Below are 14739 nucleotides of genomic sequence, written 5' to 3'. Positions count from 1 at the left end.
CGAATGGCCCGTCGTCGTTACGTCGCTCGAGCCGGGTCCGTCGAGGCGCCCGCCAGGCTCGGCTCGCCGGTCTCGGCCTCCCGTCGACGGAATCGCGGGAGCAAGGCCCAGAACCCGTCCTCGGCGGGCTCGTCGACGACCCGTCCGGTCGCCCGGCCGAGGCAGGCGTCGAAGCTGAACCGGGCCGCCTGGAACAGTACGACCGCGAGCGTCCAGTAAGCCGCATTCCAGGCGAGCAGCCAGTAAGGGAGGACATCCATCATGCCGCTGGGCCCGATGAACCTGTCGCCCAGGACTCCGATCGTCCCGAAGACCGGGCCATAGATTGGCGAGCCCATCGCGACCATGGGGCCGGTCGTGTTGGAATCGCGGAATACCACCACCGCGAAGACGACCCATCCGACGCATGCGGCCACGTAGAGCCCGACGCTCAACGCGAGCACCCGGCCCTGGCGGGCGACCCAGACCGAGATCGCCAGTCCCGCGCTGATCACGGCCGCCCCGTAGGCCAGGATCAAGGCGAGGAGTCCGAGCAGGTGGCCCCATCGACTGCTCCCAAGGCACGCGGTGAAACCAATGACGCCCGGCAGGAGGGCCAGGAGCGGGACGAGCCGGAACGTACCCCACCACTTGCCGGCGAGGATGGCCGGCGTACTCATCGGGGTCGTGAGCAGCACGTCCAGGCTCCCCCGGACCCGCTCCTCGGACAGCGTCGTCGCGGCGCGCACGCTCAGGAGGAGCAGGCCGACGCCGACCAGGTAGATATTCGCGAAGATCGCGGCGTCGCCCATTCGTCCGACCCCCCCGGTCAGCACGCTCGCGATCGCCAGCCACGTCACCGCGACGGCGATCACGGAGTAGACGACCCAGATGGCGCGTCCCCAGCGCGAGGGACGCATCCGACTCCACTCGCGCCAGAGGACGGGATTGGCGTCGAGCGACGGCGACGGCAGGAGCGCCGGCAGGCGAACGCGACTCCCGCCGGTTCGGTGCCGGGCGGGTTGTGCGGCTTCCCCCTGCTGCCTCAGCGTCACGGGACGGATGCGAGCGATGGTCGCCCCCGCCATTAAGGCGGACAACCCCAGGCAGCCGGCGAGGTACGCACCCACCCGGGCCAGGTGGTCGGAGGCCGGCTCGTTGTAAGCCGGGGCGACCAGTCGGTAGGGGTTCGTCCAGAGGAGTAAATCGAAAGCGGACTCGATCCAGACGCTCGGCGCATGGAGGGCGAGCCGTCCCGTCAGGCCCAGAAACGGCACCCCGGCGATCCACAGGATCAGGATCAGATACGTGGCGCTCAACACCTCATGCGTCTTGCGCCCCCAGACCGACATCGCGAACGCGAGCGTGCAGGCCAGGACGGCCGTCCCCAGCATGACCGCGAACGAGCCGACGAGCGCCACCGGGTCGCTACCCCCCAGGAGTGAGGCGAGCATCATCACCGGCAGCACGCAGAAGACCAGCCCGACCACCGGGAGCAGACCCGATCCGAGCTTGCCCAGGACGATCTCGGCGTCGGTGAGGTCGGTGGCCATGACCTGGAGCAACGAGCCGCGGGACTTGTCGAGGCAGACGGCCCCGGCCGTCGCCGCCGGCGCCGCGAGCAGCACCAGCGTCAGCTCGGTGTTCGCGATCGTCTCGTAGAGAGACCGGCCGAATGCGGCGACCTCCCGGATGGAGAGCCCGTCGTCGACCCGGCGCGGTTGCGAGGCCCAGAGGATCCCGAGGCCGCAGAGGAGGACCGCGACGAAGCCCGCACGCGAGGCGTAGAGCTGCCACCGCCGCGACGTGCGGAGCCACTCGTAGACGAACACGGGGCCGAGACCGAGCCGTAACGCCATGTTCGACCGCCTCCCCACGAGACCGATGCACGGGTTCCCTCTTCGCGGACATGAATCTTACACGCGTCGCGAGGGGTGCGACACGACCTTCCGAAGCAGGAGCATCGCCACGCCCCCCGCCAGGGCGATCGCGCCGAGCGTCGTCAGGGCCACGCCCGCGAGGTGACTCTCGACGCCCGTGTGCAAGAGGCTCCAGATCAGGGCGCTGATCGTCGAGACTCCCGGCGGGGCGATCAGGTTCGTGGCGGGAAGCTCCCCGAGGCCGAGCACGAACGAGGTCGCCCAGGCGGCCGCCGTGGCCCGCCGCGAGAGCGGCAGCGCCACCCGGCGGACGATCGCGGCCGGCGGCAGGCCGTCGACCGCCGCGGCGTCCATCACCTCGTCCGGCAGCCCGCGCAACGTCGGCCAGAGGACCAGCACCGCATAGGGGAGCGTCCGCGCCGCCATCGCCAGCACGACGATCGCCGGCGCGTCGTAGATCCAGTCCACGGCGCGGTAGGCCAGGAGCAGGGCCATCCCCGCGACCGGGCCCGGCGCGGCGAGCGTCAGGGCGACGACGAGGAGCGCGACCCCCCGCCAGGCCCGCGAGGCCCGAGCCAGCCAGCACAGGCCCCACGCCAGCGCGACCGCGAACGTCGCGGCGGCCGCCGCCAGCGCGGCGCTGGTCTCCAGCGGCTCGCGGCATTCCTCGGCGGCGGAGGCCAGCGTGCCGAGGAATCCCGAAGGCGACCACGAGGGGGCCTGGCCGAGCGTGGCCCGCCCGCCGACCCTCCCGGCTCGCCATACGAGGCTGTAGAGCGGCAGCGCGATCAGGTTCCCGACCAGCAGGAGCAACAGCACGCCCACGGGAATCCGCCATCGACCGAGCCGCCAGATTCGGGAGCGCCCGAACCCGCTCGCGAGCCTCGCCGGCGCGATACGCGACAGGGCCCGGCCCACCAGCGCGATCCCCACGCCCAGGAGGAGCAGGGGGGGGACCGCGACGGCCGCCGCCCCGGCGGGCCCGCGACCGAGCGTGAACTGGACGTACGCCTCCTCGGCGTAGGTGCGGACTTGCAGCAGGTCGGTCACGGTCATGTCCCCGGCGGCGAGGACCGCGACGGCCAGCGCCGCCGCGGCGATCGCGGCCGAGCTTCGACGCAGCGTCACCTTCCACCAGACCCGCCGGGCGGGCATCTCCAGGAGCGCCGATTCCTCCAGCTCAGGCTCGACGAGTCGCAGGCCGACGCCGGAGAGGAGGACGACCCAGGGGAGGGCGGCCATCGCCGTGACGACGATCACGCCGAGCCGCCCGACGAGGAACGGCCGCACGCCGAACGCCTGCATCCGGCCGGCGTCGCCGAAGGCCCCCAGCCAGGCCGTCGCGTGGAGCGGCAGCGGCACGAACAGAGCCAACCCCAGGGCCGCGAGCAGGAACCGACGGCCCCAGACGTCCGTCCGGAACAGGAGCAACGCCAGCAGGACCCCGATCGGCAGCGCCAGCGCCTCGGTCCCCGCGACCACGATGAGGGTCTCGGCCGCCAGCCTCGCCGGACGCGCCAGGCCGCCGGTCTCGGTCGCGACGGCTTCCGTCGCCGCCGGGTCGATCGCCGACCCCGTCGCCGTCGCGTCGAGCCCCGTGGTCGGCCGCGCGGCTTCGAGGATCGTCGCCGCCGCCGGCCAGAAGACGAGGAGCGACAGCCCGGCGAGGATCAGGAAGCGGCCCAGCAGGCCGGGCCTATTCCTCACGGGCGAAGGCCGGCGTCGCGCATCAGCGCGGCGGTCGTCGCATAGGCTTCTTCCACCCATTCGACGATCCGGCCGGGATCGGGAGAGTATTCGAGCTCGATCGAGACGGTCGCGTCGTCCAGGCCCAGCTTCTTGATCGCTTTGAGGTACGGGGGAAAGTCGACGACGCCCCGGCCGGGGGGAAGGTCGCCGTGGACCTTGCCGTCGCAGTCGGAGATGTGGACGTGGGCCACCCGGCCCCGGAGGGCTTCGATCGTCGACGGGGGCTGATCCGAGAGGACGAGGTGGGAGACGTCGATGTTCGCCTTCACCGACGGGCGGTCCACGTCGTCGAGGAATCGCGACATGCTCGCGACGTCGTTGAGCAGCGCCATCGCGAACGGCTCCAGCTCGAGCGCGATCTCCAGTCCGAGGTCGGCCGCATAGTCGCCGAGCTCTTGCAACCGGCGGACGCCGGTCGACCACTGCTCGGCGGGAGGGATCACTTCTTTCTGCCAGATGTATTCGCCGATCACCAGCAGGACGTTCCGCGCTTCCAACTCGTACGCGAAGTCGAGATAGGCCCGGACCCGATCCGCGTGGAACCGCTGGACGCTCGGGTTGAAATCGATCAGGCCGACGGCCACGCACGGGAGGCTGACGATCGGCAGGCCGGCCCGCGCGCATTCGGTTCGGATCAGCCGACGTTCGCGGGCGTCCACGTCGAGCGGGTCGGCGAAGACGTCGATGCAGTCGAAGCCGATCTCCCGGGTCTTCTGGATGCCGAAGGCCGTCCCCCGGCCCGCCTGCACCCACGCCGAGTTGATCAATCCGAGTCTCATGGCTGCGGCCCCCGGGGGGTGATGGTGGCGGATCGGGTCGGCGCCGCGTCCGCCGGCGTCGGCGTCGGGGGCGAGGAGGGATGCGGGACGCGTTCCTCCACCACCGGGCGGCCCGCCCCGGCGTCTGGGTGGGACTCCGCGGCGGGGCCGCCGTACGGCGAGCGCGACGGCTCGATCGGGAGATGTACGGAGAAGCAGGAGCCGTAGCCGACCGTGGACTGCACCTCGATCCGACCGTTGTGCTCCTGGATGATCCCGTAGCTGATGGAGAGCCCCAGGCCGGTCCCCTGGCCCAGCGGCTTGGTCGTGAAGAAGGGGTCGAAGATCCGGTCGCGGACTTCCGGGGGGATCCCGCCGCCGTTGTCGTCGATATCCACGCGGACGCCCATGGCGTCGGCCTCGGTCTCGGTCCTGACGGTCACCAGGCCGTTCTCGCCGCAGGCGTCGATGGCGTTGGTGAGCAGGTTGAGGATCACCTGGTGGATCCTCGCGGCGCGGCAGCGGACGGCCGGCATCGCGCCCAGATCCATGACGATCTGCACTCCCTTTTTGCGCGCGTAGCCCTTCACCATGTTGATGGAAGATTCGATGCCGGGGTTCAGGTCGACCTCGTTCCACTCGCCCTCGTCGACGCGGGCGAACAGCCGAAGCTCCTTGACGATCCGCTCGATCCGCCTCAGCCCCTCGCGGGTCCGCTCGATCAGCCGGGGGAAGTTGTCGAGGCAGTATTCGAGGTCGATCCGCTCGAGGATCTCCGTGCGTTCCTCCGTGAGAACGGGATCCGCGGGCGCCCCCTGGTCGTCGCGACGGTAGAGCTCGATCAGCCGAAGCAGGTCTCGAATGTCGCGCTCCAGGACCGCCACGTTGTTGCTGACGAAGGCGAGCGGATTGTTGATCTCGTGGGCGACCCCGGCGACGAGCTGGCCCAGGCTGGCGAGTTTCTCGTTCTGGACGAGGAGGCTCTGCGCCTGCTTGAGCGCCTCGTGCGCCTGGTGCTCGGATCGGGCCAGCCCTTCCAGTTCCACGTTCTTCTCGCGCAGCTGCTCCTCGGCGCGGATCCGCGCCGTGACGTCCCAGAAGATCGCCTGGATGCCGATCAGCCCGCCGTCGGCCGCGTGGAGCGGCGTCTTCATGACCTGGACGTGTAGCGTCTCGCCCCGAGGGGTGACGTGCTGCTCGACGATGTCGAGCACCCGGCCGGTCTCAACCACCCAGCGGTCGTCGGCCCGGTACTTCTCGGCGAGCGGCCTGGGGAAGAAATCGTAATCGGTCTTCCCGACGACCTCGTCGCGCGGGTGGCCGAGTTCGTTGAAAAAGCGCTGGTTGGCGAAGGTGAACCGCCCTTCCAGGTCTTTCCGCAGGAAGGACTGGGGGAGGGTCTCGACGAGGGAGTGATAGACGGCCTCGGTCTCGCGGGCCGCCTTCTCCGCGAGCGTGCGCCGCAGGGACTCGCTCGCGGTCGCGGCCGTGAGCCTTCGGAGCCGGGCGCGCTGGCGGAGGGCGAACCCGGACGCGCCGAGGGTGGCCAGGGCCATCGCGATCATGAGGCCGATCAACCCGGCGCCGGCTTCGATCGGCGGGAGGGCCGCGATCAGGGATGTCGGCTGACCCAGTCGTTGCACCCGGAGCGTCCTTTCGATTCTTCAAGGGAGGCTCGCAAGGCCCCGTCGTCCCCTTTATTATGCGCTTGCCTCGTCGAACGAAACCACGCGGTGCTCCGTCGCGGCGGAGAGGACCGCCTCGCAGAGGGCGATCGTCTTCAGATTGTCGCGTCCCGAAATGTCGGGGACGCCGCCGGTCTCCAGGGCGAGGAGGAGTCCGGCCATCGTCCCGGCGAAGGCGTCCGGGAACCACGCCTGGGGCCATCGGGGGCGTCGCCACGCGCCGGCGTCGCCGATCGTGGCGTAATCCAGGGTGCTCGGGCTGCGTCGCGGCCACGACGGCCAGCCGATCGTCCCCATCGCCAGCCCCTCGGTCCCCTCGAACCTCCAGCGGACGCCCAGGTCGGCGGCGGCGCCTTCGCGCGCGGGGCCCGCCCAGACGTCGTCCCAGCACGCCCCCCGCGCCCCGTCGGCGTACTCCAGGATCACCAGGTTGACGCCGTCGGCGTGCGGGAACTTGGTGCGCGGGTCCGGGCGCGTGCTGGCCAGGACTCGCTGGGGGTCGCCCAGCCAGTAGCGGAGCGTATCCAGGTGATGGATGCTCATGATGAACGTCGAGAGCGACCGGCCGTCGCGCGCCCAGGGCATCCAGTGGGGGATCGCCCGCATCTCGATCGTCGCCAGCACCGGGTCTCCCAGGGCCTTCCGGTCCAGCAGGGACCGGAGGGCGCGGACGGAGTGGTCGTACCGCATGTTGTGGTTGACCTGGAGGACGACGCCCGCCGCCTCGCAAGACTCCACCAACTCTCGGGCCTCGGCGAGCGAAAGCGCGAGCGGCTTCTGCGCCAGGATGCCGCGGACCTTGCGGGGATGGCCGACGATCCGACGGATCACGTCGGGTTGCTCCGCGGGCGGGACGGCGACGTCCACAACCTCGATCCGAGGGTCGTCGAGCATCCGTTCAAGCGTCGAATAGACGCTCGGGACCTCGCGAAGCGCGGCGACCTCGCGCGCCGTGGCCTCGGTCCGCGAGGTGATCGCGAGGGCCGGGAACCCGGCCTCGCGATAGGCGGGTAGGTGGCAGTCGCGGACGATGAAGCCCGCGCCGACCACTCCCACGCCCCAGTCGCGGCGGGTGGGGAAAACCGGCAAGTGGTCCTTCGGGCCGAGCACGCTTTCGGTCATGTCGAGGACTCGCCACGCCTTGGTTCGACGGCGGCGCGACCCTCACGCCGCCTCGCTCTCGCGCTGCATCGATCCTGTTGATACAACGTCGGGCGCGGTCGCGTCCAGGGGGCGATGTCGGGAAGCTTCGTCGATCGGCCGGAACCAGGCGTGGAATTCGGCCTCCGTCGCGCCTCGCTCGATCGACCGCCGGATCCGCGCCGCCGCGAGCGTCGGAGCCGCCGCGGCCATGCCCCCGACGCCGATCCGCCAGCACGTCTCCCACATCACGGGAGCGATCGCGGCGAGCGCGGCTAGGCCCGACAGGCCCAGCAAGACGACGTGCGGCTCGCAAGCCTTGTAGGCCGGATAGGCGACGACGCCCAGGCCCCGCCTCGGCCAACCGGGCGCGGGCGCCGGCCGTCCCCCCGCGCCGCCGTCCACCCGATAGCTCTCGCCGGTGCTCTTGAGCCGCTGGATGAAGGCCTTGTAGCGGCAATCGTTGTGCAATCCCAGCAACGCCCATCCCAGGGCGATCAGGAACCCGGCCGCCGCCCAGCCGACCTCGCCGGTCCGCGCCGCCAGCCCGAACCCCAGGGCGAAACCCGTCGCCATGTTCAGGACATGGTGCATCAAATAATCATAATAGACCCCGTCGAGGCTCGCCGATCCTCGCCACCGCGCGACCTGGCCGTCGACGTGGTCGAGCCAGAAGGCGAGGTGGGCGAGGGCCGCGCCGGCGACGAAGCCCCACCGATCGCCGGTCCCGATCGCCGTCGCGGAAGCCAGCCCGGCCAGGACGGCCGCCGACGTCACCTGATGGGCCGAGGCTCCCGCGCGGACGGCCGCCCACGTCCCGTAGACGGCCGACGGCCTGGCCACCAGTCGGGCGAGCCAGTTGCCGATCTCGCGATGCCGCCCCTTCTGGACGACGGCCCGCAACTGCCGCAACGTGGGGCGGTCGGCGCTCATTGGACCGCGCCTCCTCCGTCCAGCTCGTAGATCGCGTAGTTGCGGACCAGGCCGTCGCCGTCGGACAGTTCCTCGTTGTAGAGCGGTCGTCGCGAGGCGAGCCAGGGGGCGAGCTTCTCGCCGAGGGTCGGGTCGAACTCGACGTCGCTCTCCCCCTTGGGAGGGCAGAACATGACGTGGGTGTAGCCCTGGCGGCGAAGCGCTTCGACGAGTTCGCCGTCGGTCTCCCCGTTCTCGCCCAGGTCGGTGCGGCGTCGATGGGCCAGTTCCATCGTGTACTCGCGAGGGATGTAGAACCCCCGATGATCCTGGCCGATCAGCCGAGCCTCCCGCGGCAGGTGCTCGCCGATCCAGCGCCCGACGCGGAACGTCGGCTCGCACCGTGCGAGGAACTGCACCGAGGTCTCCCTCCCCAGCACGGAGCCCGCGGCGCGGCCCGCTCGGGCCATCGCCAGGCAGCTCTCCAGGCCGAGCACGCCGACCAGCGCGATCGTCAGCACCCGTGCCGGGATCGTCGGCCGGTCTCGCCAGGTCGACGCCAGCCACGCGACGCCCACCGAGAGCGGCCCGACGGCGATCAGCAGGAACCGCATGCTCTGGCGCTGAGTCATGCAGAGCATCAGGAAGACGTACCCCAGCAGCACCAGCCCCAGCACCCGCCGGGGGGCGCGTTCGAGCAGCAAGGCCGGGAGGAACAGCAGGAAGATCGGCCCGAACTGGTGGGCGAAGCTGTCGAACCGGTGCGGCTCCAGGCTCAGCGGCCCGATCGCGGTCAGCAGGTTCCACAACGTCACCGGCAGGGGCCTCTTGATCGGGTCGAGGACCTCGTCGAGCCCCGAGCCGAACCAGGAGCGGAAGAACGGATGGACCGGGTTCCCCGTGTGGATGTAGGCCCGCAGATACCAGGCGCCCCCCGCCGCGATCAGTGCGGCGGCGAACCAGAACGTCAATTCGAGCGAGGCCTTCCAACTCGCCTTGCGGTCGAAGCAGGGCCGCAGCGCCAGGCCCGCCCCGAGCATCGCCGCGAGCACCAGGGCCGGGTACTTGACGCCGACCGCCAGCCCGATGAAGACCCCCGCGAGCACCGCCGCCTTGCGGCCCGGCGCGTCGTGGAGCCGCATCCAGGCCGCGATCGCCGCCGTGCCGAACGCCGCCAGCGCGACGTCGTTGAGCGGCGCCGCCATGCCGTTCGTGACCGCTGGGACGAGCAACGCCCCGGCTCCCGCCCACCACGCCCGATTCCCCAGCGACGGCCTCGCGAGCGCCGTGATGTTCGCGGCCATCGCCAGGCCCAGCATCCACTGGATCCCCCGGCAGGCGATCGGCCCTCGAAACGCCAGGGCGATCATGTAGAGCATCTCGGTCGTCAGCGGATAGACGGTCTCATGGAGGTCGGGATCGAAGACGGCCGATCCTTCCATCAGGAAGACCTTGGGCACCTGGAGGTGGTAGCAGAGCGCGTCGCCGTCCGTCACCGGGGCGAGCGCCGAGATCGCCGTCGCCGCCACCGTGGCGACCAGGAACACCCGCATCAGGCGATCGACGCCGGTCGCGCCGCCGCCGCCAAACGGGACCTTCGCCAACGCGCCGGCCAGGCGGACGCCCGCCAGCAGGCCGATCTCCGCGACGATCCCCAGCAGGATCGCCAGCGCCAGGACGTTGAGCCCTTGGAACTGGCCGAGCAGCAGGACCGCCAGGGCCACGATTCCCGCGCCCAGCGGGAAAGCCAGGCCGAAGCGATCCACCGGATGCTCCGGCGAGAGGTCGAGTTTCTGGAGGATTCGCGCCCCGAGTCCGGTCGCGAGGAGCGTTAGCAGCAGGGCGAAGCCGAGGTCGAGCATGGCGGGTCCACCGGGGGAGGGAGACAGAGGCGACCGCGTCAGCCGTCCAGGCGGACCACGCAGAACTGGGACGTCTCGGCGTCGGCGTCCATCGGGATCGGCCCGACTTCGGCGACGCGAAGCCCCTCGGCTCGATACCAGGCGGCCGTGTCGTAACCGTACCGGTTGTAGCTCAGGTTCGTCTCCTCGTTGTGCGCCGCGAATCGGCGCGCCACGCGGATCACCTCGCGACGGATCCGGTCGGCTGTCTCCGGCGGGTTGTGCAGGATCACCGCCGAGGTCACCACCATGTCGAACGAGCCGTCGGCGAACGGCAGGCGGTCGCCTCGCCCCTGGAACAGCTCCACCTGATCCATGCCGCTCAGGAACTCGCGGGCGGCTTCCAACTGGGTCGGGCTGAAGTCGATACCGGAGAGCGGCGCGTCGAGCCGCTGACGGAGAGCCGTCAGGAGCTTGCCGTACCCGCAGCCGATCTCCAGGATGGACGTCGGCCGATAGGCTGCGATCCGGCCGGCGATCCACTCCGCCCGGAGCGTCCTCGCGACCTGGCCTTCCTGCTCCCGGAAATAGTCGGGGCCGCCCCGCAGGGTCCAGTATTCGCGAGGATCCGCGTAGAGGAGGCGGCGTTTCCACGAAGGCCACCGCCCCAGCGTGCGGCGGAGGACCTTGTGCCACGCGTAGCGGCCCCCTCGCGAACGGACGGCGCGCCAGGCGCGGAGCGGGAGGGGCGGCTCGGCGGTGATCGTCGTTCCCATGATCCTTGACCATCCTGGTCCATGGCGATGAGGTCCGGCGGGCGGTCGACCCCCCCGGCGTTTCGCGAGGCAGTGTACGAGCGGTCGAAAAGAGGGTCAAGCCAAGGCGGGGACGAATCCGATCGCGCACGCGCGGGCCGTCGGTTGAAGAGCACCGAGGCGACGGCGGCCGAATTTGCCGGGGAGTGCGAGGTCACCTATACTGTCCCTCAGTAGCCCCGCCCGGTCATCGGACCTTTGCGGAGTCGTCATCGATGACGCCGGGGCGATCCGGGATCGCCCGTGACGGAGGACGTGGTTCCATGGGAGTGAGATCCGGCGGCGCACGGGTGGCCGACAGGACGTTCCAGGTGTTCCAGGGGGCGCTGCATCCCGAGTGGTTCTCCATCCGCGCGCACGATCGCATCGCGGCGGGTCCTTGGGAAGTGGACGTCCGCATCGTCGAAGGGGGCCACGTCGTCGTCTTCGGCTCCTCCGTCGTGCGGCTCACGGAGGTCCTCGGCGGCCCGGAGACGACGCTCCCGATCCAGGGGCTGCTCCTCAACGCGTCCGTCCGCCGCGAGCAGACGACCGAACTCCGGCTCGGAGGCCGCGCGGTCTATCAGGCCTGTCTGGAAGTGGAGCGGGTCGATCCGGAGGTCTTCCGCCACCTTTGTGAGGAGGTGATCCTGGACCCTCGCCGCGGCCGTCTGTTCCACGCGTTCCCGGTCACCAACCGCATGGCCCCCAGGCCGATCAGCACGATCCAGGTCGAGAACATCGCGCGAGGACTCTCGATCCAGACCTTCCATTCCTTCCCCGACGACCTGGCCATCCTCCGCTCCCAATCTCTGATCGAGACGTTCCCGCACGTCTGATGGGGCTTGGGCCGGCACCATCGGCGCGTCGGTTGACAAAGTAGGCTCTGGAAGGCAGAATAAAGCATCAATCAAACGAGGCATCCATGGTTCGAATCGTGCGACGGCCCGAGAACTCTGGATCCTCCTGATATGCCGATGTGCCATTCTTGCTTGTTCAGCAGCCTGGACCTACGATGGGAGCCGCACCACCCGCGTCGAAGTCGGGGTGAAGGACGTCTGACGCAGGACGCCCTTTGGGGAGCGTCATTCGATCAGGAGCCGAACACCCGGCTTCGCGCCCGATCTACTGCGAGTTCTGTTACGCATCGCCAAGGCCCAATCGGGGTCGACCTGGGTCGCCCCGGGGAGGTTCACGATGGAACGGATGGAACACATTCGCGGCGCGTTGATCGACGGCGAGGACGTCGTCCTGGAGGGGATCGACGGCTATCTCGCGTGCCACGATCACAAGGGGGGCCGCAAGACGCTCTACGGCTATTTCGAGATGCCGACCGAGCGTCTGCAATCGCTGAGCCATGACCGTTGCTACCGCCTGGTGCTCACCGACGGCCGCAAGGCCAACGTCTATACCGAGGTGGTCCCCAGCAACGTTCCGGGGAACTCGATCGCCGAGTTCCACGTCAGTGGAGTCTTGAAGAAGTAAGGCGGTGGGGCGCGGCCGGAGATCAACTCGCACCGGATCGCGACGATCGCTCCGGTTGCGCCCGAGCCTTCCGCGGGGGGTCTGGAATCGCCGAGCAGTTGTATGCTCCGGGAGGGGCGCCGATCCGATAACTGGGGTTGCGGACTCCGCCGCCGCGGACGTCGTCGGAGGGAGCCCCCCACCGCCTCTGAGAGGTACGGGACTTGCGACAGAAGAGGGGTGGGGCTCTCCAGCGCACCGGCCGGTCGATTCTCTCTAGGCCTCCCGCGCGCCTCTCGGTAAGAACCGCCGCATTCGCCAGGAATTATCGGCGGCGCCCGGATCGAGCCTAAGTGATGCGGGGGGCACGCGCCGGCACTGCCACGGCGTCGTCGCAGCGGAGGCCCGGGGGGTCTTCGGGGCGAGAAAACGGTTGGCTAGGTCGGTCCAGGTGGTTATCTTGCGTTCGTCCCGACGCGGGACGTCGCCGAGCCCACGGAAAGCGGGTCGGCACCCGAGGAGCATTGCCACGATGCCGGAAACGTCTCGAATCGACCGTGCCCGCGGATGCCTTCTGGGCCTGGCCGTCGGCGACGCCCTCGGGGCGCCGCTCGAAGGGCTCACGGCCCAGCAGATCAAGACGCATTATGGTCGGGTCCAGAATTACGTCGACGGCGTCCAGGCCTGGAAGCGGAAGCCGTATCGCTGGCGGATGCGGGGCCTCTACTCGGACGACACCCAGCAGTCGCTGGCCCTCGCGGACGTGCTCCTGGACCGTGGACGGGCCGACCAGGAGCGTCTCGCGGAGATCTACCTGGCGATGGCCGACGCCAAGGGTCCGTTCCTGGGCGTCCACCGGGGGATCGGCCGCAGCTTCCGCCAGGTCCTCCTCGACCTCCAGCAAGGGGGCTCGCCCCGTTGGAGCGGGCAGACCAAGGCGGGGATCGGCGCCGCCATGCGGATCGCCCCGGTCGGGATGTATTTCGGAGAAGACCTCGACGGCCTCTTCAGGTCGGTCATGGAAGCCAGCCTGACCACCCACCGCGACGTCCGCAGCCTCAGCGGCGCCCTGGCCGTGGCCCATGGCGTCCGCCGGATGATGGCCGGAGAGGCGCGCGATCCCAGCCTCCTGCTCTGGCTGGCGTCGGACGTCGCCCGCGACGAGGCCCGCATGACGACCGACGGCTACGCCGAGGTGGTCATCTCCCTGAATCAGCACGCACGGGCGATGTCGAAGGCCCTGGCCCACGCCGAGACCCTGCTGGAGACGTCTCGCGAGCGGGCCCTGCCGGCCCTGGCCGAAGAGGCCAACCGTCACGGCGCCGAGCCCGACTGCAAGCGGCCCACGATGGGCTTCCCCCCGGCCTGCATCCCCACCTGTCTCTACGTCCTCCTCACCACCGACTCCTTCGAGGAAGCGATCATCGAGATCGTCAACCTGGGCGGCGACGCCGACACCACGGGCGCCATCCTGGGGGCCATCGCCGGCGCCCACTACGGCGTCGACGCCATCCCCAGGCACTGGCTCGAAGGCCTCCAGAATCGCGAGGGGATCGAGAATCGGGCCCTGGCCCTCGCCCGGCGATCGACCGACGGCCTCGCCATCCCCGACCTCATCGCCACCGAGCTCGACCTGAATGAGAAGGAGGGGGCCCACCTGGCCCGCTACGCCTCTCTGGCCCGGCAGGGAGGCGATCGCGGGGCCAACCAGGTGATCTGAACCGAGGCCGCGCCCGGTCCGGCCGGGCCGCCGCCCCGAAGCCGGGTCGTGGTGCAGCGGACGCTCGTCCCCATTTTTTTCCCCGGTCGAGAGGTGTAGGATACACTGAGAGGCGGGGCCTGGGCGCACCCCACCGCGCCGAAGCGGTCCCTCGCGGCGGACTCCCGCGCAGGGGCGCCTCCCGCCCGGAGCGTCGAAACGATGAGTACCAGCACCCCATCCCAGATCCGCCGGCAACTCGACGAGGCCGAAGGCTATCTCATGCTGGAGATGCCGACCTACGCGCTGCGAGTGCTGGAGAGTCGGTCGGAATGGCCCCTGATGACGTTCGAGGCGAACTTCCTCAAGGGGGAGGCGTTGCGCTGCCTGAACCGGCACCGCGAAGCGCTGGCGTGCCTGGAGACGGCCGCGTCGCTACGCCCCGAGGATGTGGCGGTCGCCCTGGCCCAGGGCTGGTGCTACAAGCGGACGAACCGTTTGGCAGAGGCCGTGGACGCCCTGGAACGAGCCTCGCGGCAAGAGCCGGAAAACTCGCTCATCCACTACAACCTGGCCTGCTACTGGAGCCTGGCCGCCAATACCGCGAAGGCGTTGGAAGCGCTGGCGACCGCGCTTCGCCTGAAGCCGGAGATGCGGCGCATGATCGCCGCAGAAGCCGATTTCGACTTCCTCCGGGGCGATTCCGCGTTCGAGCGCCTCTTGCAGGACGTAACCCCGTCCAAGTGAGCGGGGCGCGAAAGGCGGGCGGAGACGGAGACGGGGGCGGAGCGAGTACGGCGCGACCCTTCAGGGGACGTTCGGACGCAGGTCTCCCGCC

The 14739-nt window shown here is 70.1% G+C and carries 12 protein-coding genes; 4 read left to right on the top strand and 8 right to left on the bottom strand.

Annotated elements, in window-relative coordinates; translation table 11 throughout:
• Window positions 1-17: 17 nt before the first annotated feature.
• Genes VT85_RS27810 through VT85_RS19140 form a run of 8 tightly spaced genes read right to left on the bottom strand, consistent with a single transcriptional unit; the run spans window position 18 to window position 10720 of the window.
• Window positions 18-1838 carry an ABC transporter permease subunit gene (locus VT85_RS27810; RefSeq protein ID WP_156512956.1) on the bottom strand — a complete coding sequence of 607 codons (1821 nt, stop codon included), beginning with the start codon at window positions 1836-1838 and terminating at the stop codon, window positions 18-20.
• Window positions 1839-1895: 57 nt separating this feature from the next.
• On the bottom strand, window positions 1896-3566 hold the full coding sequence (locus VT85_RS19170) for an ABC transporter permease (RefSeq protein ID WP_197490882.1): 1671 nt from the start codon (window positions 3564-3566) through the stop codon (window positions 1896-1898).
• Window positions 3563-4387 carry a sugar phosphate isomerase/epimerase family protein gene (locus VT85_RS19165; protein ID WP_068419000.1) on the bottom strand — a complete coding sequence of 275 codons (825 nt, stop codon included), beginning with the start codon at window positions 4385-4387 and terminating at the stop codon, window positions 3563-3565. The genes VT85_RS19170 and VT85_RS19165 overlap by 4 nt, the downstream gene beginning before the upstream one ends.
• A complete protein-coding gene (locus VT85_RS19160) occupies window positions 4384-6009 on the bottom strand; it encodes an ATP-binding protein (RefSeq protein WP_068418995.1) in 1626 nt (541 codons plus the stop codon). The genes VT85_RS19165 and VT85_RS19160 overlap by 4 nt, the downstream gene beginning before the upstream one ends.
• Window positions 6010-6066: 57 nt before the next feature.
• A complete protein-coding gene (locus tag VT85_RS19155; RefSeq protein WP_068418992.1) occupies window positions 6067-7173 on the bottom strand; it encodes a Gfo/Idh/MocA family protein in 1107 nt (368 codons plus the stop codon).
• Between the two features lie 42 nt (window positions 7174-7215).
• Window positions 7216-8124, bottom strand: coding sequence for a CDP-alcohol phosphatidyltransferase family protein (locus VT85_RS19150; protein WP_156512955.1), 909 nt, complete (start codon window positions 8122-8124; stop codon window positions 7216-7218).
• Entirely contained in the window at window positions 8121-9965 is a 1845-nt protein-coding gene (locus VT85_RS19145) for a phospholipid carrier-dependent glycosyltransferase (RefSeq protein ID WP_068418989.1), read from the bottom strand. The genes VT85_RS19150 and VT85_RS19145 overlap by 4 nt, the downstream gene beginning before the upstream one ends.
• A gap of 38 nt (window positions 9966-10003) precedes the next feature.
• Window positions 10004-10720, bottom strand: a complete 717-nt coding sequence (locus tag VT85_RS19140; RefSeq protein WP_068418986.1) for a class I SAM-dependent methyltransferase — start codon at window positions 10718-10720, stop codon at window positions 10004-10006.
• Window positions 10721-11022: 302 nt separating this feature from the next.
• On the opposite strand from VT85_RS19140, the gene VT85_RS19135 reads away from it, so the two are divergent.
• The 4 genes from VT85_RS19135 to VT85_RS19120 all read left to right on the top strand — a co-directional run bounded on the left by VT85_RS19135 (window position 11023) and on the right by VT85_RS19120 (window position 14648).
• Complete coding sequence (locus VT85_RS19135) at window positions 11023-11577, top strand: DUF2617 family protein (RefSeq protein ID WP_068418983.1); 555 nt, start codon at window positions 11023-11025, stop codon at window positions 11575-11577.
• 358 nt (window positions 11578-11935) lie between these two features.
• Window positions 11936-12223, top strand: a complete 288-nt coding sequence (locus VT85_RS19130; protein WP_156512954.1) for a hypothetical protein — start codon at window positions 11936-11938, stop codon at window positions 12221-12223.
• A 511-nt stretch (window positions 12224-12734) separates the two neighbouring features.
• Window positions 12735-13922, top strand: a complete 1188-nt coding sequence (locus VT85_RS19125) for an ADP-ribosylglycohydrolase family protein (RefSeq protein ID WP_068418976.1) — start codon at window positions 12735-12737, stop codon at window positions 13920-13922.
• 201 nt (window positions 13923-14123) lie between these two features.
• Window positions 14124-14648: a TPR end-of-group domain-containing protein gene (locus VT85_RS19120; protein WP_068418972.1), complete on the top strand. Its 525-nt coding sequence runs from the start codon at window positions 14124-14126 to the stop codon at window positions 14646-14648.
• Window positions 14649-14739: the final 91 nt, after the last annotated feature.

Source organism: Planctomyces sp. SH-PL62 (assembly GCF_001610895.1).
Classification (GTDB): Bacteria; Planctomycetota; Planctomycetia; order Isosphaerales; family Isosphaeraceae; genus Paludisphaera.
Note: the sequence above shows the minus strand (reverse complement) of the source record. Positions and strands in the feature narration are given on the sequence as shown.

Excerpts from the sequence above, each read along its gene's own strand:
- VT85_RS27810 (WP_156512956.1), bottom strand. The coding sequence starts at position 1,838 with ATGGCGTTACGGCTCGGTCTCGGCCCCGTGTTCGTCTACGAGTGGCTC.
- VT85_RS19165 (WP_068419000.1), bottom strand. The coding sequence starts at position 4,387 with ATGAGACTCGGATTGATCAACTCGGCGTGGGTGCAGGCGGGCCGGGGG.
- VT85_RS19155 (WP_068418992.1), bottom strand. The coding sequence starts at position 7,173 with ATGACCGAAAGCGTGCTCGGCCCGAAGGACCACTTGCCGGTTTTCCCC.
- VT85_RS19150 (WP_156512955.1), bottom strand. The coding sequence starts at position 8,124 with ATGAGCGCCGACCGCCCCACGTTGCGGCAGTTGCGGGCCGTCGTCCAG.
- VT85_RS19145 (WP_068418989.1), bottom strand. The coding sequence starts at position 9,965 with ATGCTCGACCTCGGCTTCGCCCTGCTGCTAACGCTCCTCGCGACCGGA.
- VT85_RS19140 (WP_068418986.1), bottom strand. The coding sequence starts at position 10,720 with ATGGGAACGACGATCACCGCCGAGCCGCCCCTCCCGCTCCGCGCCTGG.
- VT85_RS19135 (WP_068418983.1), top strand. The coding sequence starts at position 11,023 with ATGGGAGTGAGATCCGGCGGCGCACGGGTGGCCGACAGGACGTTCCAG.
- VT85_RS19130 (WP_156512954.1), top strand. The coding sequence starts at position 11,936 with ATGGAACGGATGGAACACATTCGCGGCGCGTTGATCGACGGCGAGGAC.
- VT85_RS19125 (WP_068418976.1), top strand. The coding sequence starts at position 12,735 with ATGCCGGAAACGTCTCGAATCGACCGTGCCCGCGGATGCCTTCTGGGC.
- VT85_RS19120 (WP_068418972.1), top strand. The coding sequence starts at position 14,124 with ATGAGTACCAGCACCCCATCCCAGATCCGCCGGCAACTCGACGAGGCC.